Raw genomic sequence first — 21,623 nt, 5'->3', positions numbered from 1 at the left:
TTTTTCGTCGTGATACATTATCTTTCCTCCTCGACTGCTTTTGTCCTATCCTCCCTGGTGCTCGCGTCGTTCATGTTGCAGAGACTCTACCGGAGGACTTTATCGAAAGAACGCTATTTTTATATGAGAGATCTGACTCTGGTGGGAGTCTGGATGCTGTTTGCCCTTTGGACCGGAGACAGCGAGATTCGTGCCGTCGTAGGCATGGCGCTGTTGGGTTCTATAGTCGGCATGGTGCAGCACACCTCTCCGAACAAAAAACTCTCGTGGCTTTTCGGAGTGGTCGGCCTTTTTTTCGCCCTGGTAGGTCCTAGGATCTCATTCGTAGGCATGCCGGGAGGGCAATATCTTTATCTCTCCTCTTATTCATCGATTTTGATGACAGCCCTTTGGGTGACGGTTTTTCCTCTTTTGTTTCAGAGATTGGATGATATCCCCGGGTTGGCCGGACATCTTCTCGGGGTAAGTTTCTCCTTGACCTTGCTGATATCCTCGATTTCGGGGCAACAAGTGGGAGACGCTTTCCTCATGTCTCTTGCGGGGGTCTCTTTCGTCGCGGTCTTCTGGAGTAGACTGGGCCATAACTATCGCCAACTTGGAAAGCCTCTTTCCTCATTTTGGGGTATGTTGGTGGCGGGGGCCTCTCTGGTCGGGGTGACCAAGGGTGTGACCTTCACCACATTGATGGTCATACCGATGGGGCTCTACGCTCTTCCGATGATGGAGCTATCCCTGTATCTGGTCAGCCATGCGGTTCCCCTGGGGAAATGGGGCAATGTGTCAATCTATCACAGGATGATGGACAGAGGGGTGGACCATCCCGGTGCGGTCAAGTTCGTCACTTTCCTCTGTCTTTTGATCGGTACGGTAGTATCTTTCGTGCAGATAGGCATAAACGATACCACCAGACCTGCGTTTTTATCCCTTTTGGCTGTGTCTACCGCAGTAGTGGTCTCCTGTCTCAGAGGTTCGAAAAGCAGGGCTAGAACCGGTCTTTGGGGAGTCCGGGTCGATGGAATGTCAATGAATTACGCCCTTTCCAAGGTAAGGGGAAGGTTATTGTCCAGGGCTCCGTCTGCTATGATAGTGACTGCCAATGCCCTGTCTTTTTACAGGGCTAAAAAAGACCCTCTCTACAGAGAGATTGCGGATTCAGCCTGGCTTACCCTGCCCGATGGTGCCGGATTGGTCTGGGCTCTTAAGTTTTTGGGAGTGCCGGTGGTCGAGCGGGTGGCTGGCATAGATTTTATGCATGGATTGTGCCGCCTTGCCGCAGTGGAGAACTGGCCTATCTATCTGCTGGGAAGTAAGCCCGAGGTCGTATCCGCTGCCGCCGTCGAGCTGGAGCGACTTTATCCAGGCTTGAAAGTAGTGGGCTATCGTGACGGTTATTTCAACGATTCGGAGGATCAAGATATCCTGCAGAGTATCCGGAGTTCGGGGGCTAAGCTCCTATTTACTGCTTTGGGCGTACCCAAACAGGAGGTCTGGCTGAACCGTAATCTTCCCGAGATGGACGGTGTCGTAGGGGTCGGGGTCGGAGGAAGCTTCGACGTCATATCTGGAAGGCTTAGAAGGGCTCCTCTTTTGTGGCAAAAATGCGGTCTGGAATGGCTTTATAGACTTATTCAGGAACCCTGGCGTTTGCGCCAGGATGTCGCTCTGGTGTTGTTTGTATTCTCCGTTCTATTGGAGAAGATAGGGTTCTCCGGCTGGAGGGGAAAAAATGAAAACCATCATAGCTGAAGACATTATGAGCCGAGATCTCACGGCGGTGATGTCTCAAGACCGCGTTTTCGACGCCATCCACGTCCTGTACTCTCATGGGTTGTCCGGTCTTCCCGTTATAGACGACGATTGGAGGTTGGTCGGATACCTGTCTGAGTCGGATATCCTGAAGCCAACCATTCCGACCTACCTTGAGATATTGGCTCAAAGTACGTTTTTTGGAAACGAGGAGAACCTGCTTTTTCAGCGTTTTGGAGCTATGAAGAACGACCTGGTTAAGGATTTTATGCAGAAAGACCCCGTTTTTGTCTTTCCCGATACGAGCATAATGACCGTTGCGGATATGATGCTCAGAAAGAAATTCAAACGTCTTCCCGTGACCGAAGAAGGCAAGTTTATAGGGATAATCGACAGAGGTGCTTTTTGCGAGTTTCTGATGGAAGGCGGTATAGAAGGTGTCTCTCCGGAAAGATAATCCCGTCGATTCTCTCTCCTCGGCTACATGGTCCGTCGAAAACGATCGACTGGAGCAAAGCAGGATGGAGTTGGCGACGGAGCTGGCCCAAAAAGAGAAAGAGATAGAGGCCGAGCTGGACAAGGCCAAGTCGAGGCTGAAGGAGATGGCGGACCGAACTATAGATTTGTTGGGGGAGGAGTTTGCTGTAATGGAGGCCGAGGTCTTTGATGAGGAAAGGCGGGGCCGCGCTGAAAACTTCGAAGTTCTTGAGAGACTGAGGGAAGATCTCTCCCATTGCAGGGTTGAGGATATCGTGGATGAGGCCTTTTCCCTGATCGCTTTTCCCGAAAAGGAGGATTGCTCTTGATCCGTAAGATGATCCGAGTCGCCATATGGGGGTTGACCTCAAGGCAGAGAGAGATCGTCTCTTTTCTTCACGATCAGGGAGTTTTGCACGTGGAGCATGGAGAGGCCGTCAGGATAACCGATGAGGAAGCAGACTCTCTGCGTCTCCTCCGGAGCAAACTATTGGGTATGGTCGAATCCCTTGAATGGGATAGTTGGGAAGAAATAAGGGACGAGGATCTAAACGACCTCGGCCAGAATTTGACCTTGCCTTTTTCTCAGATGATAGAGGAAACGAACGAAAGTCTGGACCATTTCAAAAAGGAGTTATCCAGCCTTCTGGAACAGAGGGAGGAAGCTCGACGTCTTAGGAATAAACTTAAGGGAGCCAGCCATATATCTGTGCATTTCAGATCCTTCGTGCAGTCAGAAAACGAGGCGAACAGAGATGTGTCGATATGGTGGCTTCGAAAGGAGCAGATTCCTAAGATCCTATCAGAGATTCAATCCCTCCTCGTATCCGACCATAGTGGAAGGGGCCCTGTCCCCGAGCTTCATCATCACGTCTTTCATATAAGAGAAAAAGAGAGCCTTCTGGCCGTGGGGGTCCCTCTGGAATATAGGGGGCCGGTCAATCTATTCCTGGAATCGGAGGGTCTCGTTTCCTGGACTCCTCCGGGATGTGAACCCGGTATGGGATTGCTCCGATGTATAGAGTACGTGGACGAAAAGTTGAACGAGAGTCCAAAAGCCTGCGATTACATAGAGGAAACTCTCTCCAGTGTTAGGGCTCAATGGGGAATTCGTCTAGGAGCTTTATTCATATTAATAGACGAGAGACTCGAGCAGCTAGTCGTCGAACAAAGGGGAAAGGATATGGGAGAGGCCTTCATGTTGGAGGGCTGGCTTCCCGAGGACGAGCGAGACCTCCTGTGTGAAAAACTGAAAAAAGTCTTCGGTGACGACGTCATGGTTCGTTGGCGATATCCTACCTCCGATGAATGGCAGGTGGTACCCACTGCTATATCGAATCCCACCTTATTCAAGCCTTTCGAGATATTTTTGAAGCTGGTATCACCTCCGAGCTATAGAGGCACTGACCCTACGGTGATGATAGGCATATTCTTCCCCTTCTTTGCAGGATGCATCATAGGGGATGCCGGTTATGGGATTATTTTGGCATCGTTGGCCTGGTGGATAAGAAAGAGGACAAGCAATCCGATGGTAGCCGACGGGGCATTCGTTTTGCTGACCATGGCCTTTTGGAGCGTTATCTGGGGTGTAATCTACGGAGAATATTTTGGAGACGTAGCTCACCGTATTTTCGGCATAGAGCCCTTGGTGGTAGAGAGGTCTCATGCGGTCGTTCCCGTCCTGGCTTTCTCAGTGGCCTTGGGGCTGGCCCATATATTGTTGGGGTTGGCGTTGGGCGTCATAGAGGGGATCAAGAATAGGTCTCACCACGTGTGGATGGAGCGTGGAGGGAATATGGTGATAATCCTCTCTATGATTGGAGCTCTGTGTGCCACTAAAGGGGTTATACCCCAGAGCTTCTTCTCCGTATCTATGATCGTCTTGGCGATCGGCCTGATATTGTTGATAGCCGGAGGCGGGGTTGGAGGGCTTGTCGAATCTATGAGCTCTTTCGGCAGCATCCTCAGCTATGTGAGGATAGGTGCGATCGGTCTTTCCTCGGCCATATTGGCCATGGTTGCGTCCAAGTTCGTCGATGTGTTGGGAGTTTCCTTTTTAGGGATTTTTATCGCTTTAGCGATACATCTGCTAAATTTCGTTTTGGCGACGGCCGAGTCGGGGTTGCATTCCGCCAGGCTTCACTACGTAGAGTTTATGGGTACCTTTTACAGTGGCGGGGACACCGAATATCGTCCTTTCGCAAAAAAAAGAAGGAGGAGTTTCAATTGGAAAAAGCGATGATAGCCCTGGCTGCTGCTCTGGCGGTTGGCCTGCCTGCGTTTGCTACCGCGATAGCTCAGGCTAAAATAGGAAGTGCCGCTGCCAGCACTATAGCGGAAAAGCCGGAGACCGCGGGAACGATGATAATTTTGGAGGCGATTCCCGAGACGATGGTTATATTGGGATTCGTCGTGGCCATAATGCTAATTATTCAGTTTGCGTGATGGCCGTCTCTGATAGATCCGATCTGGAGGATTTTCTCTCTTCTATCCGTAAGGAAGGGGAGGAACGCCTGGAAAGAAAGAGATCGGAGATAGAGGATCGCATCGCCGATATGATAGCTCTTCGCAGGCGAGAGGTCGAATCCCTGATGAAGGATATGAGGGAGAAGCAGCGAAGGAAGATCGAGAGCATGAGGCGAGAATCCAGGCTGAAACTAAGGGGAGAGATGCAGAGAGCCGTCGAGGATATCCAAAGAGAGCTTGCAAAGAAGGTGAGAATAGCTCTTGAAAAACGACTGGATTCATTGACGATATCCGAGAGTGACTATCGAGCCTCGGTGGAAGCTTTAACCGATGAGGCTTTGTCCGTTTTGGGAGAGGATGCATCTTTCTCGGTATCCCCCTCTTTAGTGGATTGCCTTTCCCGCGACGGTCGCGCTCCGTTGCCTCTCGACGAAGATGGTTGGGGAGGCTGTGTAGCAGTCGACAGAGAAGGAGGGGCCGTAGTTGACAATACCTTCAGATCCAGGCTCGATAAGGTCTTCCAAAGGGCGATCGGAGAGCTGGCTGTCCGGTTTGATGAGGTCATGGAAAGACACCCTGACGTTCGGGGACGACTACGGCTATCTTAACGCGAGGCTCGGAGGAGAATGGGGGTATTTCTACCCTTATTCCTTTTTTTACGGTATGGCGGACAAAAATTTGGAAGAGTTGGAACAGATCTTCCTTTCGAGCCCTTATTCATCCCACTATCGTAAGGAGTTAGCCACCTCGGAGACGTCGGTTTTAGAGCGCATAAAGAGGTCTATGGCGGCAGGATCGGCGGAGAAATTTCGTAAAATGAAAAACTGGTCCCCCGAAGAGGGGAAGATCTTGATGCCGATCATATCCATAAGGGCCGATATATATAACGGCAGGGCTCTGATAAGAAAGTATCACAGCGATAGAGCTCCTGTTATAGTTCCTAAATGGCACGATTATGGGTTTCTTGGCGGAGATTTTTTCGACGAGATATGGAGAGAGGGGAACCACGTAGCGGAGGCTATCGAGCTGTGTTACCGTCTAGGATCTCCTGCGGCCTTCGCCTTATCCGAGGCATTGGATGTGCTTCAATCGTCTGAAAATCTGGCTATAGCGGAGAGAATTTATCTAAAGGGCTTGCTCTCGATATGCTACGGATCCCTCAAAAGGAAAAACGACAATTACACTCTGGTCAAGGATTACCTTGGTCGGACGGTGGATCTTTGGAATCTTCTCATATGGTTCAGGAGAAACAGCGGAGATTCCGCCTTCCCTGTAGAGTATCTCGACGGCGGAGCTTTGTTGTCCGTGAATCGTCTCGAGGAAAGCAAAACTATAAAATCTCTGTTGCGGAACACCCAGTGGATGGAGGTTTTTATATCGGAGGAAGACAGACATTCCGAGGTCGGGCGAATCTTACAGGATAAATTCTTCAGGTGGCAGATATCCCAGAGAAGAAAGAGTTTTATGGGTATCGGAGTTGCCATGGCTTATATGGCTCGCCAGATAGTGGAGTGGCGAAACATGGAACTGTTGGCCGTGGGGTTGGCCGCAGAGCTTTCGCCGGAGAGGATTCGTACCCTCCTGTGGAAAATTTAGAGGAGGTCTGCCGATGGAGGATCCGCAGCGAACTGTAGTGTTGGGACGCAGGCTCTTCATAGACCTATGGAGTCTTTTAGGGTTGGAGCCGGTATCATGTGAGACCCCGGAGATGCTAAGAGACTGTCTGTCAAGGATGTTGGACAGAGACGACGTGGTCTGTATCGTCGTCGAGGAAAGCTGGTTCGACAGAGTTCCCGTTGCCCTTAAGACGAGACTGGAGCGGATGGAAAAACCCCTTTGGGTCACCTTACCTACGTTGAATATAGAGGAGCACATGGAATGAGAAGAGAATCCACTATATGGGGTATCGCAGGACCGGTCATAAGGGCTGGCGTCGATTTTCCTGTATCGATGTACGAGGTCGTTCATGTCGGTCGTCAACGTCTATTGGGAGAGGTTGTTAGGATACAAAAGGGCACGGTTGACATTCAGGTCTATGAAAATGCCGACGGGATCGCGGTGGGCGATCCTCTTTTCTTCTCTGGCAATCTTCTTTCGGTAGAGCTGGCTCCCGGACTTCTGGGTTCGGTCTTCGACGGTATCGGACGTCCCCTGAAGGTGCTGGGTAAAGAAGGCCCCTTTTTGGAGAGAGGAAGATCTATTCCTACGGTCGACAGGTCGAAGCTCTGGCATTTTATCCCCCTCCTCAAGGTCGGAGATCGGGTGGAATCGGGGGATGTCGTCGGGACGGTGGAGGAATGCGAGGCCGTAGAACACCACATAATGGCTCCCCCCGATTTTCGATCTTCCAAGATACTCTCGATCTTAGAGGAGGGCGACTATACCGTAGATACCGTCCTGGCGACCTGTGACGGAGGAGATATATCCATGTCCCAGAGATGGGATGTGAGGAGATCTCGTCCGGTAGGGAAGCGTCTGAACCTGGATAGGCCACTGATAACCGGTCAAAGGGTTTTGGACACCCTGTTCCCCCTCGCTCTAGGCGGAGCCGCTGTCTTGCCCGGTGGATTCGGCACGGGAAAGACGGTTACCCAGCAGTCGATAGCAAAGTGGTGCAACGCCGACGTAATAATATACATAGGATGCGGCGAGAGAGGCAATGAGATGACGGAGGTCCTTGAGGAATTTCCGGAGCTAAAGGACCCCTATAGGGACGCTCCCCTGATGGACAGGATGATCTTGATCGCCAATACCTCCAATATGCCAGTTGCGGCCAGGGAGGCCAGCGTCTATCTCGGCATAACCATGGCCGAGTACTACAGGGATATGGGGTTGAACGTGGCTATAATGGCCGATTCCACCTCGCGTTGGGCCGAGGCCCTCAGGGAGATCGGAGGTCGACTGGAGGAGATGCCCGGAGAGGAAGGATATCCCGCCTATCTGGGAACCCGGCTGGCCGAATATTACGAGAGGTCCGGTCGATCGGTGCTTCTGGGATCTCCGGAGAGAGAGGGGTCCATAACGGTTATCAACGCTGTCTCTCCCGCAGGCGGAGACTTCTCCGAACCGGTCACCCAGGCCAGTTTGAGGCTCTCAGGGGTCTTCTGGGCCTTGGATAAGGCTCTGGCTCAGCAGAGGCATTTCCCCTCCATTCAATGGAATCAAAGCTACAGTCTTTACGAACAGGAGATGGAGCGGTTCTATCGAGAAGAGGTTTCCGATCTGTGGTACGAGCTAAAAGCCTTTCTTAGAGGGCGTCTCGCCCTGGAAAGAGAGCTCAGAAATCTGGTCCAGTTGGTCGGCAGAGATGGACTTTCCGATAAGGATAAATGGATTCTGTCGTTCGTGGACATATTGAAATCGGTCTACCTCCAACAAAATGCGTTTGACGATGTCGATGCCAGCTCATCTTTGAAAAAGCAGTTTTTCCTTTTGTCCAATCTGAAGAGATTGGACGATATGGTGGTTGGTGCCCTGTCATCGGGAGCCAGACTCGAGGCTATATCTGATTTCCCTATGGTCAGGGACCTTCTCGACCTTCGAGGACAGGATGAGGTATCGATGGACCGTAACTTTTCGTCCTGGATCTCCAAGTTGGAGGAAAAGCTCAAGGCTTCCGTCGTGGAGGTAGAAGATGAAACTCTATAGAGAAGGTTACAGAAATATAGCGGGTATAGCGGGCCCCTTACTTTTCGTCAGAGGAGTGAAGAAAGGGGGCTATGGTGAACTCGTGACCGTGGAAAACGGAAAACGGACCAGGAAAGGCCAGATACTTCAAATAGAGGGAGATCTCTGTGTCATACAGCTTTTCGACGGAGCCATGGGGCTTTCCACCGGAGATACTACGGTGTGGATGGACAGGGACGTCGTCAAGGTTCCGGTCGGGATGAACCTCATAGGGAAGATTCTGAACGGCAGAGGTCTAGACGAACGGGGCGAAGAGATACTTTTCTGCGAGGATCGAATACCGGTTTCCGGACTTCCCATAAATCCAGCCAGAAGACGTAGCCCGAGATCGTTTATTCAAACGGGAATATCGACGATAGACGTGATGAATACCTTGGTCAAAGGGCAAAAACTGCCCATCTTCGCTGGGTCGGGACTTCCGGCAAACGAGGTAACCACTCAGATAGTCCGTCAGGCCAAGGTGAGGGAGAGCAGCCAGTTTCTGGTGGTCTTCGCCGCCATGGGGATAACGAAAAGGGAGTCTCAGTATTTCATCGAAAGCTTCAAGAGGACCGGAGCGATAGAGAAGGGGGTCTTTTTTTTAAACCTGGCCAGCGATTCCGCGGCGGAAAGGCTTCTGACTCCCAGGATGGCTCTCACCGTGGCCGAGTATTTCGCCTTCCAAAAGGGCTACGATGTGTTGGTAGTAATGACCGATATGCTCCATTACTGCAACGCTTTGAGGGAGATAAGCGCCGCTCGCGAGGAGGTCCCGGGCAGGAGAGGCTATCCCGGATATATGTACTCCGATCTAGCAGATCTGTACGAAAGAGCTGGTTCTATAGACGGTTCCGATGGAAGCATAACCCAGATACCGATAATAACCATGCCGGACGACGACATGACCCATCCTGTTATCGATCTGTCGGGGTACATAACAGAGGGGCAGATAGTTCTGGGAAGGGACCTTCACGATAAGGGTATCTTTCCTCCTATAGACGTTTTACCCAGTCTCAGCCGTCTTATGAATAAGGGTATAGGCAAGGATCAGACGGTGGATTATCACAGGGCTATGGCAGATCAACTTTACTCTGCCTATGCCAAGGCCAGGGAGCTCGTCAAGCTTAGACTCATAGTCGGAGACGACGGTCTGACCGAGATAGAACACAGATACATAGCCTTCGGCAGGTCCTTCGAGGAGAATTTTATCGACCAAAGAGGCGGAGATCGTAACCTGGAGGATTCCTTAGAGGAGGCTTGGAGAGCCCTTCGGGCCCTTCCGGATCAGGAGCTTTTTAAACTGCCCCAGAACTTGGTCTCTCGGAGGGAGCGTTAGGATGAGCCAGTCCTCCGCCACAAGAGACCGACTTCTAGAGGTATCGAGCAGGATAAAGGATATAGCCTTTGGAAAAGGGCTTCTGGAGAAAAAGAGAGATGCCTTTATCCGCGCTATGGAAGGAGAAAAGAAGCTTTTCTACGAGCTTCAGGACCAATATAGAAAACTGTGCAGCAGTATAGCGGCAGTATACGGTTTGATCAGGGTCTATGAAGGTTCTCACACCATAGACCTTCTCAGGCTTCAGCACCCACTGCTAAGCCTGAGGCTCTTCAGAGAGTCGCTTATGGGTTGTCGATATACCAGGTTCGAATCCGAGCCCTCGGAAATCGAGCATCGGTTTAGATTGGACATGGATCCGGCTTTATCGTCGTTGTACATAGAGGAACTTCTGTTCCTGCTGGAGCAGGCCGAATCGATGTTGTGGCGCTATATAACGTTGAGAAGCAAGATACAGGCCTTCGAGAGGGAGCTGAGAAAGACCAACTTGAAGATAAATACGTTGGAACACTCGCTTTTGCCGTCTCTCTCGGAAGAGAAGAAGAAGATTCTAGAGGTGTTGTCAGAGAGAGAGAGACAGGAAAGATACACCATAAAAAAACTAACCGGAAAGAAGAAGCGCAGATGAAGCTATCTGTTTTAGCAGTAGGCAAACCCAAGGATAAATCTATACTCAAGGGGATTGATTCCTATATAAAGAGAACTACTCCTAATCTGCCGATATCCTTGGATTACATTCAGGATAGCAAAGGTCTTTCTCCTGAAAAATCTACTGAGAGAGAGAGCAAGGCCATTCTCAGGTATCTTACGTCTCGAGATCACGTGGTTCTTTTGGACGAGAGGGGTTCGACCATGACCAGTCGGACCTTTTCGTCCTATTTGTTTTCCAGGTTGAAATCGGCTCAGGGACGACTGGTCTTCATCATAGGAGGTCCTTTCGGTTTCGGTGAGGATGTTCGTAAAAGAAGCGATGAGATGTTATCATTATCTCCGATGACCTTGACCCATGAGATGTGTTTGTTGTTTTTTTCTGAACAGATATATAGAGCTTTAATGATATCTAGGAACACATCGTATCATCACGATTAATCTGTGGAGGGATTTACATGAAGATGAACAATATCATGAAACAAGCTCAGAAGATGCAGGCCCAAATGGAGAGGGTCCAGGCCTCCTTGGCAGATGATCGCGTCGAGGGAAACTCCGGTGGAGGAATGGTCACCGCTACCGCTAATGGTCACGGCGAAATTCTTTCTCTTAAGATAGCTCCCGAGGTGGTGAATCCCGAGGATATCGAGATGCTGGAGGACCTGGTGCTGGCGGCGGTTAACGATGCGGCCAGAAAGGGACAGGAATTGGCTCAGAAAAAGATGGGGCAGATAACCGGTGGTCTGGGAGGTGCCCTAGGAGGGCTAGGACTCTAATGGCTCTCCCTGGACCTTTTGAACGGCTGATAGGTCTTTTAAAGAGGCTTCCCGGAGTCGGAGAGAAGAGCGCCAGAAGGATGGCGTTCTTCGTTTTTCAGGCTCCGGAGGGGTATTCCATAGAGTTGGCCGACGCTTTTCTCTCCTTGAAAAAAAATCTATCGGTATGCGAGATCTGCGGTAATTTAACGGATAGACAGCCCTGTAATATATGCTCCGATCCCTTAAGAGATCGTTCTACTCTATGTGTCGTGGAAGGGATAGAGGATCTTCTCAGCATCGAGCAGGCCGGGGTATACGATGGACTTTACTACGTTCTCGGAGGCACCGTCTCTCCCTTGGACGGAGAGGATCTCCCGGAAGGGAGCCTCGATGGGTTGATAAACATGATCGAGAGGGGGAGAGTCTCCGAGGTTATAGTAGCCACAAATCCCCGGGTGGAGGGGGACATGACCTATCACGCTGTCCTGTCTGCCCTGAAGGGTATGTCGGATCTCAAAAAAAGCAGACTCTCTTATGGACTTCCGGTTGGAGGAAGCATAGAATTTGCCGATAGGGTGACCCTCCATGCCGCCATGGAGACCAGGATTTTCGTATCGGGAGAAGATTGATCTTAATGAATAATTAGGTATGATATTCAGGAAGGGGTGATTTTATGACGGAGGGACTCATAAAGATAATGAAATTCATCTGCAGGGTTCTGTTGGCTTTGCTGGGAGGAATGGCAGGTTATCAACTGGCCTTTGCCATAGTTCCACATCTGTCCGAGTGGATTGGGACCGATCGTTTTTTAAGTAAATTCGCTCTCAGTAGTATCTGCGTCTTTATATGTGGTTCAATCGGCTTTTTAATAGCTCCGTTTTTTCTTCGCATACTCGGCCTTATAGGGACTCTTTTCGAGAAACATCTGCAAAGCACGAAATGGCAGGATATATCTGCTGCCACGACTGGGCTTTTCGTCGGTCTTCTGCTGGCGAACCTGGTGGCTATGCCTTTTTCCGGTCTTCCCGTAGGACCTTATGTAGCGGTATTTCTAAACATAGTTATAGGTTACGTTTTGGCTAGGCTGTTCGTCAAGAGACAGAACGACATCAGGGGGGTATTGGCCCCCTTCGTAGGTCTCAAACAGAAGATAGCTTCTTTCAAGGGCAAGGGGAACGATGTAGTTATAGAGGACATGGAAGGCAATTCCGCCATGGCCATGGCTATTCCGGGGAAAATACTGGATACGAGCGTGATAATCGATGGCCGAATATTGGATATAGCCAAGACAGGTTTCCTAGAAGGAGCCATCATACTTCCTCGTTTTATATTGACCGAGCTTCAGTCCGTAGCGGATTCCAAGGATCCCAACAAGAGAGCCAGAGGTCGAAGAGGTCTTGATGTCGTCAAGGCCTTGCAGAAGGTCTCATTTTTGGAGATCGTAATAACCGAGGTCGGTTTGAAGGATCTGGATGCCGATTCGGTGGACAGTGGATTGATTGTCTTCGCTCAAAAAATAGGCGGAAAGATCCTCACCACCGATTATAACCTGAACAAAGTAGCACAGATCAGGGATATCGTTGTTCTCAACGTAAACGATCTGGCCAACTCACTGAAACCCTCCCTTCTGCCGGGCGAGTCGGTAGTCGTAGACGTCATCAGGGAAGGGAAGGAACCGCAACAAGGGGTAGGCTATCTCGATAACGGGACCATGTTGGTTGTGGAGGACGGAGAGAACTACATCGGTCGCAGGGTAGAGGTCGTCGTGACGTCTATGCTTCAAACTTCCGCCGGTAGGATGGTTTTCGGAAGGATAAGAAGAGAGGTTCGCGAGTGAGCGAGTGGTCTTTCATGATAATGGCTGCCGGTAGCGGCAGTCGTCTTGGCGGAACGCCTAAACAGTTCAGATCCCTTGGAGGTCGCCCCATGTGGGAATGGTCCTTCGATCTGGCCTGTAATCTGGGGATAGAGGAGATAGTTCTCGTTTTGCCGGAGGATTGGGACGATAAATTGTATCCGGTGAGGACGAGAGAGGAACTGTCTATCGTAAGGGGTGGTCGCACCAGATCTCTTTCCGTAAGAAAAGGGATCGCCTCGGTTCGATCGAACAAGGTTTTGATCCACGATGGGGCCAGACCTTTTGCGAAGATCTCCATGTGTGAGAAGATCATGTCCGCTGTGTCGAAAAATACAGGGGCTATTCCTTTGCTGCCGGTAAAGGATGCTTTAAAGAGGGTCTCCGTCGACGATGTAGTGAAGACCGTGGATCGTTCCGGTGTAAGGATAACCCAGACTCCTCAGGGTTTTCCCAGGGAGGAGCTTTTAAAGGCGTTGTCCCTCTCGTCGGAGGAGGTCAGAGACGAAGCCGAACCGTGGATTTCCAATGGCGGTGTCATCGTCCCTGTTGAGGGCAACGAGATGAATTTTAAGATCACTACCGAGGGGGATTGGGAGATGGCCACCTGTTTGGCCGATGGAAACTCGGCTGGAGAGGTAAGAACCGGCATAGGTTTTGACGTCCATCCGTTGGTGCCGGGGCGTTCTCTTGTCCTCGGCGGTGTAGAGGTACCCTCGCCGATGGGGTTGGACGGACACTCCGACGCCGACATTATATGTCATGGCATTTCGGACGCAATCCTTGGAGCGGCGGGTTTGCCCGATATAGGACGTGTTTTTCCGGCCTGCGATGACGCCTATAAGGACGCTGACAGCTATGAGCTTCTGAGAGAGGTGGTCTCCAAGGTAGAGAGGTGCGGATGGTCGATCGTCTGGCTTGACGTGGTTTTACATGCTCAGTTGCCCCGAATCGGTGAAACCGTGATCGAGATAACCAAGAATCTTGATTCCGTATGGAACGACGGGATGCGTAGAGTCAATCTTAAGGTGAAGTCTGGAGAGGGCGTTGGATCGGTAGGGTCGGGGCATTGCATGATGTGCTACGCTGTCGCTACGATAAAAAACACCTCCATGGGGTTGCATAAAGCGGCAAATCCACTATAATGCTCACAATTTACGACTAACCCGACAAAATATGAGGAGGTTGTCATGAATATTTCTCAAAAATTCGCGCCCTATGACGGTTTTACCTTCGACGATGTGTTGATAGAGCCTCGATACAGCGAGGTTCTACCGTCGGAGGTTAAAGTAGAGAGCTGGCTTACGCCGGAGATAAAGCTGAACATACCGATATGCAGTGCGGCTATGGATACCGTTACTGAAGGTCGCTTGGCCATCGCTGTGGCTAGAGAGGGCGGAATTGGAATAGTTCACAGGAACACGACTCTGGAGAAACAGGCCAGAGAGGTAGACAAGGTAAAAAGATCCGAGTCAGGGGTTATCGTCGATCCCTTTTATCTCCATCCAGAGGATCGTCTGAGCCAGGCTCTTGAGCTGATGTCCCATTACCATATATCGGGAGTTCCGATAGTAGACGACGGCAAAAAATTGGTGGGTATAATAACAAACAGGGATCTTCGTTTTATTCATGACTATGATCAACCGATATCCGAAGTAATGACCTGGGAAAATCTGATAACAGCTCCAGAGGGCACTACTTTGGACGATGCACAGCAGATATTGATGTGCCATAAGGTGGAGAAGCTACCGATTGTCGATTGCAACGGAGTTCTAAAGGGACTTATAACCATAAAGGATATCCAGAAAGTCAAGGATTTTCCCAATGCTGCCAAGGATTCTTCCGGAAGACTCAGGGTCGGAGCCGCAGTCGGAGTAGGGGCGGATGTCTACGACAGAGTGGACGCTTTGGTCAAGGCCGGTGTCGACGTGGTCGTGGTAGATACTGCCCATGGCCATTCGATCAAGGTCCTGGATACCGTGGAGGCTATACGCAGAAGACATCCGAGCTTGCCTCTTATCGGAGGAAATATCGCCACAGCCGAGGCCGCCAAGGCCCTTATCGACAGGGGGGTGCAGGCAGTCAAGGTCGGAGTGGGGCCCGGGTCGATCTGTACCACGAGGATAATAGCCGGCATAGGAGTTCCTCAGTTGGCTGCTATAATGAATGTAGCGTCCGAAGCGACCCCTAGAGGGGTCAAGGTTATAGCCGATGGAGGCATACGCTATTCCGGAGACGCAGTGAAGGCTTTAGCTGCCGGTGCCGACTCGGTAATGATAGGCTCCCTTTTGGCTGGAACTGAGGAAAGCCCGGGAGAGGTTATTATCTATCACGGCAGGTCCTACAAGAGCTATCGTGGGATGGGCTCTCTGGGAGCTATGCAGGGTGGATGCAGCAAAGACCGTTATTTTCAGGAAGGTGCGAAAGAAAATAAACTGGTACCCGAGGGAATCGAAGGATTGGCAGCCTACAAAGGGTCGGCGGGAGACGTTATCTACCAGATGACCGGTGGCATTCGATCAGGGATGGGTTACGCCGGGGCTTCCGATATCGAAGATCTGCATCGTAACGCTCGTTTTGTAAAGATGACATCCGCCTCGGTAAAGGAAAGCCATCCTCACGACGTCGTAGTTACCAAGGAAGCTCCGAACTATTGGGTCGATTGATCCTTATAGGCTTTGACTAGGTAGACAAAGGGGGGATCTCCTTGATTTCCAGAGATTTTCACTACTATAAGAGAATCGATATGAACGATTCTTCCCTTTTCTTCGGTCTGAACGACCTCGAAGGCCTGGAGGAAGAGGTCTTCGCTGATCAGGAAATTCGCTTGATACCGGAGGAAGATTTTATCGCTACGGTTGATCTCTGGTGGGGGGATTTCCTCTCCGATGTCTCCGAATAATCTTGTTATGCCTAGTTATGCGTGATATACTGATTGAGACGCTGGGTCAAATGTCCTGGACCGAGAAGAGTGGGCCCCCCCACTCTTCATTTTTTATGTAGTCATATAAGGAGTCGAAAAGCATGGAGGGGAAAAACTTCCCTAAAGAAGAAATTCGTGAAATCGTCGAAAGCTTAGGTTATGAATTCATAGGTCTCGAGGTGAAAAAAGAATCCGCTGCCTCTTTTGTCAGGGTCTATATGGATTCTCTAGGTGGAATATCCGTGAGGGACTGCGAGATCGTCTCTCGAAGGATCAACAACTGGCTGGAGGAATCTGGAGAGGATCTTCTCGACGATCGCTATTATCTGGAGGTCAGTTCTCCCGGTTTAGAGAGACCGCTATTTAGCTTGGACGATTTTCGTCGTTTCTCGGGGAAAGAGGCATCCATCCGTTTGAATGAACTCGTCGAAGGACGCCGTCGCATAAATGGAATCGTCTCGGTGTCTCAGGATGGTTCGATAAGGGTGGAGAACCAAGACGGTGCTTTTGAGTTCCCTCTAGAGATGATCCTCTCCGCTAAATTAAAGTATGTTTTAGAAAAGAACAAAAAAACCAATAGTAACAGAAAAAAGAAGGGCACTAAAAAGAAAAACAAGAGAAAGAAAGTACGCGAGGAGGATCAGTAAATGCAGCTGGGGAGCGATTTTATTCGAGCTTTGATGCAGCTAACGGAGGAGCGTAATCTCTCTCAATCCATAATTCTGGGCAGTATTGAGGCGGCCCTGGCTTCGGCTTATAAAAAATACAAGGAAAAAAACCTCGAGCCCGAGGTGAAGATAGACGGAGAGACCGGAGATATCTCGATCATGGAGATCAGGCGAGTAGTAGATGAGGTAAAAAATTCCGACGCGGAGTTAACCTCCGAGGAGGCTGCTGCTCTAGGCTTCCCTGGTCTGGTAGAGGGAGATGTGGTCAAGACAGAAGTGGAGATCGCTCCTGAGAGCTTTGGACGTATAGCGGCTCAGACAGCCAGACAGGTGATAATCCAGCGTTTGAAAGATGCAGAGAGAGAAATTATCTTCAACGAGTTCTCCGAGAGAGTGGGAGACATGGTCAACGGTGTCGTCTTTAAGGCCGAAAACGACCAGATTCTCGTCCGTATAAGCGAGAGAACCGAGGCAATGTTACCCCGGGAAGAACGCATAAACGGAGAAACCTACGAACTGGGGTCGAGGATGAAATTCTATCTGTTAGACGTTCGTCAGACTACCAGAGGGCCTAGGATTGTTGTCTCCAGAACCCATCCTGGTTTGCTTCGTCGCCTTATGGAGCTGGAGATTCCGGAGATCCGAGACGGAGTGGTGGAGATACATGGGATCGTTCGGGAGGCCGGTGCCAGAGCCAAGGTCGCAGTGACGACATTGGATCCCAACGTCGATCCTGTCGGAGCCTGCGTCGGAAACGGTGGTTCCAGAATCAAGACCATAAGCAACGAACTTAACGGAGAAAAGATCGACGTGGTAATATGGAGCGATGATCCTCTTCAATACATAAGGAATACCCTTTCTCCTGCTAAGGTAGTCAGGGTGGAGCCGATTTTGGAGCAGGAGAAATCCGCCAAGGTATTTGCCCGTCCCGATCAGCTCTCTCTCGCCATAGGGAAAGCGGGGCAAAATGTTCGTCTCGCTGCCCGTCTTACCGGGTGGAAAGTGGACATCAATCCTTTGGAGGCACCGGAAAAGGATTCGATGCCGACTTTGCAGGATTTGTTCGAAGATATCCCATAAGAGGCGAGAGGTTGTAAAATAGTGGTGGTTCCCAAAAAGAAATCGAAGAACCCTAGGATGTGTCTAGTATGTCGTAGACACGACGTACCCGCAAACTTTATTCGGGTAGTTCGTCGTCCCGACGGAACCGTCGTCGTAGACGATTCAGGAAGGGTCAACGGTCGAGGGGCATACCTATGCCCCTCTAGTCGCTGTGTTCAAACGGCGTTTCGTCAAAAACGTCTGGATAAAGCCCTCAAGGTAAGGGTGCCGGAGGACGTTTACCTTCGTTTGCTCGAGAGGGTTAAGGGCTTGGAGGATAGCGACGATGCCTGATCTCTCGTGGATGTCCTTTTTAGGGCTCGCCAGGAGGGCGGGGCTCTTGGTGATAGGACAGGATAACGTCTTCACCGTCTTACAAAAGAACAAAAAAAGCTACGTCGTGATAATGACTTCCGATAGATCCGATGCCGTAGCCAGAAAGGCTAAAAAGGAGGTCTTTTCTCGTCATAGTTTTTTTCAGTTGAGGACGATAGATAGAGAGATACTGGGCGAGGCCATAGGGCTGGCAGGTTGTCAAATTGTAGCCCTCCCCAAAGGAGAAGGGCTTACCGATACCGTAATTTTGCGATTAAAAGAAGGGGGAGAGGCCATTGAGTAAAATCAGGGTCTACGAGCTTGCAAAGATGCTGGAAATGAGCAACAAAGAGCTTATGGAGATACTGCACGATATGGACGTGGAGGTTACGAGCCATATGAGTTCTTTGGACGTGGAAACGGCTCAACAGATTGAGGATTTAGTGAAGAAGTCCTCTAATAATGAAAGAAAAACCTCCAAGGAAGAGGATAAACCTAGGAGAGGAGTTTCCGTTCCGGAAGGATCTTCCATCAAGGAAGTGGCTGATATCCTCAAGGTCTCCCCTGCAGATGCCGTAAAGACCCTTATAGCTCAGGGCGTGATGCTGCCTGCTTCGGCACAGGCCGACGATTCGGTGTTGACCATACTCTCCGATGCTTACGAGGTCGATATCGAGTGGGCTGTCGAGGCCGACGACGAGGAACCTCATAAAACCACATTGAAGCCGGAATTTAAGGGCAAAAATCTTCAGCCCAGGGCCCCTATAGTGACGGTTATGGGGCATGTCGATCACGGCAAGACAACCCTTCTGGATACCATCAGGAACACGAACATAACAGCTAGGGAAGCGGGCGGAATAACGCAGCATATAGGTGCGTCCAGGATTAGCCATGATGGCAAGGACATCGTCTTTCTCGATACTCCGGGGCACGCTGCTTTCACCTCCATGAGGGCCAGAGGTGCCCAGTGTACCGATATCGCTATTTTGGTGGTGGCAGCCGACGATGGCGTAATGCCTCAGACAATGGAGGCCATAAACCACGCCAAGGCTGCCGGAGTTCCCATAATCGTGGCGGTCAACAAGATGGATAAACCAGGAGCCAATCCCGACAGGGTTAAGCAGCAGCTCAGCGATCAGGGGCTGATTCCCGAAGATTGGGGCGGAGATACCATAATGGTCCATGTCTCGGCGAAGTCCGGCGAAAACATAGACCAGCTTCTGGAGATGATCCTTCTCGTTTCTGAGATGGAAGAGTTAAAGGCCGATCCGACCGTATCTCCCGAGGGAGTTGTAGTGGAAGCCGAGTTGGACAAGGGTAAGGGCTCGGTGGCCACGGTGCTGGTTCAGCAGGGAACCCTCAAAAGAGGGGACATAGTGTTGCTGGACTCCTCCTGGGGAAAGGTCCGGGCCATGATAGACGCATCGGGTAAACAGGTAAAGGCCGCCGGTCCAAGCACCGCTGTGGAAATTCTGGGGCTCAGCGAGGTCCCTCAGCCGGGAGAGCGTTTCTTCGTGGTGGACAACGAAAAGACCGCAAGGGATGCCATCGCGGCCAAGGAACAGGAGAAACGCCTGGAGGCTAACAAGATGGCTCCTAGGATGACCCTGGAGGAGCTCTACACTAAGATGCAGGATGGCGAGACCCCCATGCTGAACTTGCTGATCAAATGCGATGTTCAGGGGAGTATAGAAGCTCTTACCGGCTCTTTGGACAAGTTGACGACCGATGAGGTCGGAATAAACATCGTTCATACCGGTGTGGGCGGATTGTCCGAGTCCGATATTATGCTGGCATCCGCATCGGATGCCATAGTCATAGGTTTCAACGTTCGTCCCGACGCCAACGCCAAAAAAATGGCGGAGAAAGAGCATGTCCAGATCCGTCTCTACAGGGTCATATACGATATTATCGATGACATCAAGGCGGCTATGGAGGGAATGCTTGCCCCGGACATAAGGGAAAAGATAATCGGTCAGGCGGAGATCAGGGAGATTTTCAAGGTTCCCAAGGTAGGGAAAGTCGCCGGATGTATGGTGACGGAGGGGTCCGTCAAGAGAGGCTCGAAGGTCAGACTGATAAGGGACAGAGTGGTCTACTGGGAGGGAGAGCTTTCCGCTCTCAGGAGGTTCAAGGACGATGTTGCCGAGGTGACCTCCGGTTACGAGTGCGGAATGAGCTTCGCTAAATTCCAAGATATAAAAGAAGGCGATGTCGTAGAAGCCTACGAACTGATAGAGGAAAAGAGAACCCTGTAGTAACGGGGACAGTCCGCCGGAGGCCGCATCGTTGGACCTCCGGCGGATACTTTTGAGATTATCATCGATAAGTGAGGTGATTCCTATGGCGGGATTTCGAATAGAGAGAGTCAATAAAGAACTTCAAAGGGAAATATCCCGTCTCCTGGAGTTCTCCGTAAAGGACGAAAATGCCAAAAGAGCGGTTGTAACAGGAGTCGACTGCGCTAAGGACTTGAAATCGGCGAAAGTCTATTTCACCACTATCTCCCCGGAAGATCGCCGTTCTGTCTCGGAGTCCTTGAAAAAAGTGAGGACTTTTCTCAGGTCCTCTCTCGCTCAGACCTTGAGGATCAGGACGGTTCCCGAGTTGCGCTTCATCTACGATACAAGCGGGGAATACGGAAGATCCATTGACAGACTTCTAGATATGGTGGTAACTCATGAAGAGAATACCGATTATGTCGAGGGTGACGATGGAGAACGAGAATAAGGCCCGCTTGATTTCCACCTTAAAAAATAGCGGTAGTTGGATATTGGTAAGTCACGTAAAGCCCGACGGCGATACTCTGGGGTCCGCAAGCGCTCTTTTTAAAATAGGCCTATCTTTGGGAAAGGATGTTCGGTGGTACGGCAAGGATCCTTTTCCCGAGCGCTATCGTTTTTTATTCGCCTCCGATCGTTATGAATCGGTCCAATCCATGCCGGACATCCCAGAAGACTCCGTAGTTGTCGCTTTGGACGTGAGTACCCTCGATAGAGGGATAGAGGGAATGTCTAAAGGGGAGAAACTGGTGGTTATCGACCACCACGGTGATAACGCCAGATTTGGGGATATCAACTTGATAGAAGACGTCTCCTCAGTCGGAGAGATGGTCTACTGTTTAGCAGGGGATCTGAACGTGGCGATCTCGGCCGATATGGCAGAGTCTATATACGTGGCGATAGCTACCGATACAGGTGGAATGACCTTTTCCAACACCGGCGGAAAGACCCTGAGAATCGTGGCCGATCTTCTTGATTGTGGTTTACCCCTTCAGCGCGTCGTAAAGATGCTTTATCATAACGACACGGTTGAAAGACTTCATCTTTGGGGACGGGCATACGAACGTGCGGTTCGACTAGATGGCCTGTGTTATTCGTGGTTGTACGATGCGGACTTCGAGGAGACCCATACCGATCAGGACGATACGGAATCGTTGGTCAACTCTCTGATGAAAATCAAGGATACCAAGGTCGCTGTATTGTTCGTCGAAAACGACAAAGACGTGAAGGTAAGTCTTCGCTCCGACGGTAGTTTGTCCGTCAGAGAGATAGCCCATCTATGGAACGGTGGAGGACATCCATGTGCCTCCGGATGCCGATTGACAGGTCCCATGGACGAGGTGATCGCCCGTGTCCTCGACTCGATTTACAAACGGTAGAGA

Annotated in this window: 25 protein-coding genes; all 25 read left to right on the top strand. The window is 50.6% G+C overall.

The window, feature by feature from the left end; translation table 11 throughout:
* The first annotated feature begins 123 nt into the window (after nucleotides 1-123).
* The 25 genes from DPEP_RS11260 to DPEP_RS11140 all read left to right on the top strand — a co-directional run bounded on the left by DPEP_RS11260 (nucleotide 124) and on the right by DPEP_RS11140 (nucleotide 21,620).
* The gene (locus DPEP_RS11260) at nucleotides 124-1,746 is read left to right on the top strand and encodes a WecB/TagA/CpsF family glycosyltransferase (RefSeq protein WP_198003083.1); all 1,623 of its coding nucleotides are present in this window, start codon (nucleotides 124-126) and stop codon (nucleotides 1,744-1,746) included.
* A complete protein-coding gene (locus DPEP_RS11255; protein WP_005662154.1) occupies nucleotides 1,727-2,203 on the top strand; it encodes a CBS domain-containing protein in 477 nt (158 codons plus the stop codon). The genes DPEP_RS11260 and DPEP_RS11255 overlap by 20 nt, the downstream gene beginning before the upstream one ends.
* Nucleotides 2,184-2,552 carry a hypothetical protein gene (locus tag DPEP_RS11250; RefSeq protein WP_040382635.1) on the top strand — a complete coding sequence of 123 codons (369 nt, stop codon included), beginning with the start codon at nucleotides 2,184-2,186 and terminating at the stop codon, nucleotides 2,550-2,552. Before DPEP_RS11255 ends, DPEP_RS11250 begins: the two co-directional genes overlap by 20 nt.
* The gene (locus tag DPEP_RS12905; RefSeq protein ID WP_005662150.1) at nucleotides 2,549-4,465 is read left to right on the top strand and encodes a V-type ATP synthase subunit I; all 1,917 of its coding nucleotides are present in this window, start codon (nucleotides 2,549-2,551) and stop codon (nucleotides 4,463-4,465) included. The genes DPEP_RS11250 and DPEP_RS12905 overlap by 4 nt, the downstream gene beginning before the upstream one ends.
* Complete coding sequence (locus DPEP_RS11240) at nucleotides 4,450-4,668, top strand: ATPase (protein ID WP_005662148.1); 219 nt, start codon at nucleotides 4,450-4,452, stop codon at nucleotides 4,666-4,668. Before DPEP_RS12905 ends, DPEP_RS11240 begins: the two co-directional genes overlap by 16 nt.
* Entirely contained in the window at nucleotides 4,668-5,297 is a 630-nt protein-coding gene (locus DPEP_RS11235) for a V-type ATP synthase subunit E (RefSeq protein ID WP_005662146.1), read from the top strand. Before DPEP_RS11240 ends, DPEP_RS11235 begins: the two co-directional genes overlap by 1 nt.
* The gene (locus DPEP_RS11230) at nucleotides 5,245-6,285 is read left to right on the top strand and encodes a V-type ATPase subunit (protein ID WP_040382633.1); all 1,041 of its coding nucleotides are present in this window, start codon (nucleotides 5,245-5,247) and stop codon (nucleotides 6,283-6,285) included. Before DPEP_RS11235 ends, DPEP_RS11230 begins: the two co-directional genes overlap by 53 nt.
* 13 nt (nucleotides 6,286-6,298) lie before the next feature.
* On the top strand, nucleotides 6,299-6,571 hold the full coding sequence (locus tag DPEP_RS11225) for a V-type ATP synthase subunit F (protein WP_005662144.1): 273 nt from the start codon (nucleotides 6,299-6,301) through the stop codon (nucleotides 6,569-6,571).
* Nucleotides 6,568-8,337 (top strand): V-type ATP synthase subunit A, encoded by a 1,770-nt coding sequence (locus DPEP_RS11220; RefSeq protein WP_005662143.1) that lies wholly within the window; start codon nucleotides 6,568-6,570, stop codon nucleotides 8,335-8,337. Before DPEP_RS11225 ends, DPEP_RS11220 begins: the two co-directional genes overlap by 4 nt.
* Nucleotides 8,324-9,691, top strand: coding sequence for a V-type ATP synthase subunit B (locus DPEP_RS11215; RefSeq protein ID WP_005662142.1), 1,368 nt, complete (start codon nucleotides 8,324-8,326; stop codon nucleotides 9,689-9,691). Before DPEP_RS11220 ends, DPEP_RS11215 begins: the two co-directional genes overlap by 14 nt.
* 1 nt (nucleotide 9,692) lies before the next feature.
* Entirely contained in the window at nucleotides 9,693-10,319 is a 627-nt protein-coding gene (locus tag DPEP_RS13490; protein ID WP_005662141.1) for a V-type ATP synthase subunit D, read from the top strand.
* Nucleotides 10,316-10,780, top strand: coding sequence for a 23S rRNA (pseudouridine(1915)-N(3))-methyltransferase RlmH (locus DPEP_RS13790; RefSeq protein ID WP_005662140.1), 465 nt, complete (start codon nucleotides 10,316-10,318; stop codon nucleotides 10,778-10,780). The genes DPEP_RS13490 and DPEP_RS13790 overlap by 4 nt, the downstream gene beginning before the upstream one ends.
* 17 nt (nucleotides 10,781-10,797) lie before the next feature.
* Nucleotides 10,798-11,115, top strand: coding sequence for a YbaB/EbfC family nucleoid-associated protein (locus tag DPEP_RS11200; RefSeq protein WP_005662139.1), 318 nt, complete (start codon nucleotides 10,798-10,800; stop codon nucleotides 11,113-11,115).
* Nucleotides 11,115-11,726 (top strand): recombination mediator RecR, encoded by a 612-nt coding sequence (recR, locus tag DPEP_RS11195; RefSeq protein ID WP_005662138.1) that lies wholly within the window; start codon nucleotides 11,115-11,117, stop codon nucleotides 11,724-11,726. The genes DPEP_RS11200 and recR overlap by 1 nt, the downstream gene beginning before the upstream one ends.
* Nucleotides 11,727-11,770: 44 nt before the next feature.
* Nucleotides 11,771-12,934 carry a PIN/TRAM domain-containing protein gene (locus DPEP_RS11190; RefSeq protein ID WP_005662136.1) on the top strand — a complete coding sequence of 388 codons (1,164 nt, stop codon included), beginning with the start codon at nucleotides 11,771-11,773 and terminating at the stop codon, nucleotides 12,932-12,934.
* Nucleotides 12,931-14,097 carry a 2-C-methyl-D-erythritol 2,4-cyclodiphosphate synthase gene (ispF, locus tag DPEP_RS11185; RefSeq protein WP_241760477.1) on the top strand — a complete coding sequence of 389 codons (1,167 nt, stop codon included), beginning with the start codon at nucleotides 12,931-12,933 and terminating at the stop codon, nucleotides 14,095-14,097. The genes DPEP_RS11190 and ispF overlap by 4 nt, the downstream gene beginning before the upstream one ends.
* A 45-nt stretch (nucleotides 14,098-14,142) precedes the next feature.
* The gene (gene guaB / locus DPEP_RS11180; RefSeq protein WP_005662134.1) at nucleotides 14,143-15,618 is read left to right on the top strand and encodes an IMP dehydrogenase; all 1,476 of its coding nucleotides are present in this window, start codon (nucleotides 14,143-14,145) and stop codon (nucleotides 15,616-15,618) included.
* Between the two features lie 41 nt (nucleotides 15,619-15,659).
* Complete coding sequence (locus DPEP_RS11175) at nucleotides 15,660-15,854, top strand: hypothetical protein (RefSeq protein ID WP_005662133.1); 195 nt, start codon at nucleotides 15,660-15,662, stop codon at nucleotides 15,852-15,854.
* 122 nt (nucleotides 15,855-15,976) lie between these two features.
* Nucleotides 15,977-16,522 (top strand): ribosome maturation factor RimP, encoded by a 546-nt coding sequence (locus DPEP_RS11170; protein ID WP_005662132.1) that lies wholly within the window; start codon nucleotides 15,977-15,979, stop codon nucleotides 16,520-16,522.
* Nucleotides 16,523-17,623, top strand: a complete 1,101-nt coding sequence (gene nusA / locus DPEP_RS11165) for a transcription termination factor NusA (protein WP_005662131.1) — start codon at nucleotides 16,523-16,525, stop codon at nucleotides 17,621-17,623.
* Nucleotides 17,624-17,680: 57 nt separating this feature from the next.
* A complete protein-coding gene (rnpM, locus tag DPEP_RS13785; protein ID WP_040383449.1) occupies nucleotides 17,681-17,938 on the top strand; it encodes an RNase P modulator RnpM in 258 nt (85 codons plus the stop codon).
* On the top strand, nucleotides 17,931-18,263 hold the full coding sequence (locus DPEP_RS11155) for a hypothetical protein (protein ID WP_005662129.1): 333 nt from the start codon (nucleotides 17,931-17,933) through the stop codon (nucleotides 18,261-18,263). Before rnpM ends, DPEP_RS11155 begins: the two co-directional genes overlap by 8 nt.
* On the top strand, nucleotides 18,256-20,217 hold the full coding sequence (infB, locus tag DPEP_RS11150; protein WP_005662128.1) for a translation initiation factor IF-2: 1,962 nt from the start codon (nucleotides 18,256-18,258) through the stop codon (nucleotides 20,215-20,217). The genes DPEP_RS11155 and infB overlap by 8 nt, the downstream gene beginning before the upstream one ends.
* Before the next feature lie 85 nt (nucleotides 20,218-20,302).
* Nucleotides 20,303-20,689 (top strand): 30S ribosome-binding factor RbfA, encoded by a 387-nt coding sequence (gene rbfA / locus DPEP_RS11145; protein WP_040383447.1) that lies wholly within the window; start codon nucleotides 20,303-20,305, stop codon nucleotides 20,687-20,689.
* Nucleotides 20,640-21,620, top strand: coding sequence for a DHH family phosphoesterase (locus tag DPEP_RS11140; RefSeq protein WP_005662123.1), 981 nt, complete (start codon nucleotides 20,640-20,642; stop codon nucleotides 21,618-21,620). The genes rbfA and DPEP_RS11140 overlap by 50 nt, the downstream gene beginning before the upstream one ends.
* Nucleotides 21,621-21,623: the final 3 nt, after the last annotated feature.

It is taken from the genome of Dethiosulfovibrio peptidovorans DSM 11002, from assembly GCF_000172975.1.
Classification (GTDB): domain Bacteria; phylum Synergistota; class Synergistia; order Synergistales; family Dethiosulfovibrionaceae; genus Dethiosulfovibrio; species Dethiosulfovibrio peptidovorans.
This window is presented reverse-complemented; position numbering and strand designations above follow the sequence as displayed.

Coding starts and splice junctions, on each gene's coding strand:
- DPEP_RS11260 (WP_198003083.1), top strand. CDS start 124: ATGAGAGATCTGACTCTGGTGGGAGTCTGGATGCTGTTTGCCCTTTGG.
- DPEP_RS11255 (WP_005662154.1), top strand. CDS start 1,727: ATGAAAACCATCATAGCTGAAGACATTATGAGCCGAGATCTCACGGCG.
- DPEP_RS11235 (WP_005662146.1), top strand. CDS start 4,668: ATGGCCGTCTCTGATAGATCCGATCTGGAGGATTTTCTCTCTTCTATC.
- DPEP_RS11230 (WP_040382633.1), top strand. CDS start 5,245: ATGAGGTCATGGAAAGACACCCTGACGTTCGGGGACGACTACGGCTAT.
- DPEP_RS11225 (WP_005662144.1), top strand. CDS start 6,299: ATGGAGGATCCGCAGCGAACTGTAGTGTTGGGACGCAGGCTCTTCATA.
- DPEP_RS11220 (WP_005662143.1), top strand. CDS start 6,568: ATGAGAAGAGAATCCACTATATGGGGTATCGCAGGACCGGTCATAAGG.
- DPEP_RS11215 (WP_005662142.1), top strand. CDS start 8,324: ATGAAACTCTATAGAGAAGGTTACAGAAATATAGCGGGTATAGCGGGC.
- DPEP_RS13490 (WP_005662141.1), top strand. CDS start 9,693: ATGAGCCAGTCCTCCGCCACAAGAGACCGACTTCTAGAGGTATCGAGC.
- DPEP_RS13790 (WP_005662140.1), top strand. CDS start 10,316: ATGAAGCTATCTGTTTTAGCAGTAGGCAAACCCAAGGATAAATCTATA.
- DPEP_RS11200 (WP_005662139.1), top strand. CDS start 10,798: ATGAAGATGAACAATATCATGAAACAAGCTCAGAAGATGCAGGCCCAA.
- recR (WP_005662138.1), top strand. CDS start 11,115: ATGGCTCTCCCTGGACCTTTTGAACGGCTGATAGGTCTTTTAAAGAGG.
- DPEP_RS11190 (WP_005662136.1), top strand. CDS start 11,771: ATGACGGAGGGACTCATAAAGATAATGAAATTCATCTGCAGGGTTCTG.
- guaB (WP_005662134.1), top strand. CDS start 14,143: ATGAATATTTCTCAAAAATTCGCGCCCTATGACGGTTTTACCTTCGAC.
- DPEP_RS11170 (WP_005662132.1), top strand. CDS start 15,977: ATGGAGGGGAAAAACTTCCCTAAAGAAGAAATTCGTGAAATCGTCGAA.
- nusA (WP_005662131.1), top strand. CDS start 16,523: ATGCAGCTGGGGAGCGATTTTATTCGAGCTTTGATGCAGCTAACGGAG.
- rnpM (WP_040383449.1), top strand. CDS start 17,681: ATGTGTCTAGTATGTCGTAGACACGACGTACCCGCAAACTTTATTCGG.
- DPEP_RS11155 (WP_005662129.1), top strand. CDS start 17,931: ATGCCTGATCTCTCGTGGATGTCCTTTTTAGGGCTCGCCAGGAGGGCG.
- rbfA (WP_040383447.1), top strand. CDS start 20,303: ATGGCGGGATTTCGAATAGAGAGAGTCAATAAAGAACTTCAAAGGGAA.
- DPEP_RS11140 (WP_005662123.1), top strand. CDS start 20,640: ATGAAGAGAATACCGATTATGTCGAGGGTGACGATGGAGAACGAGAAT.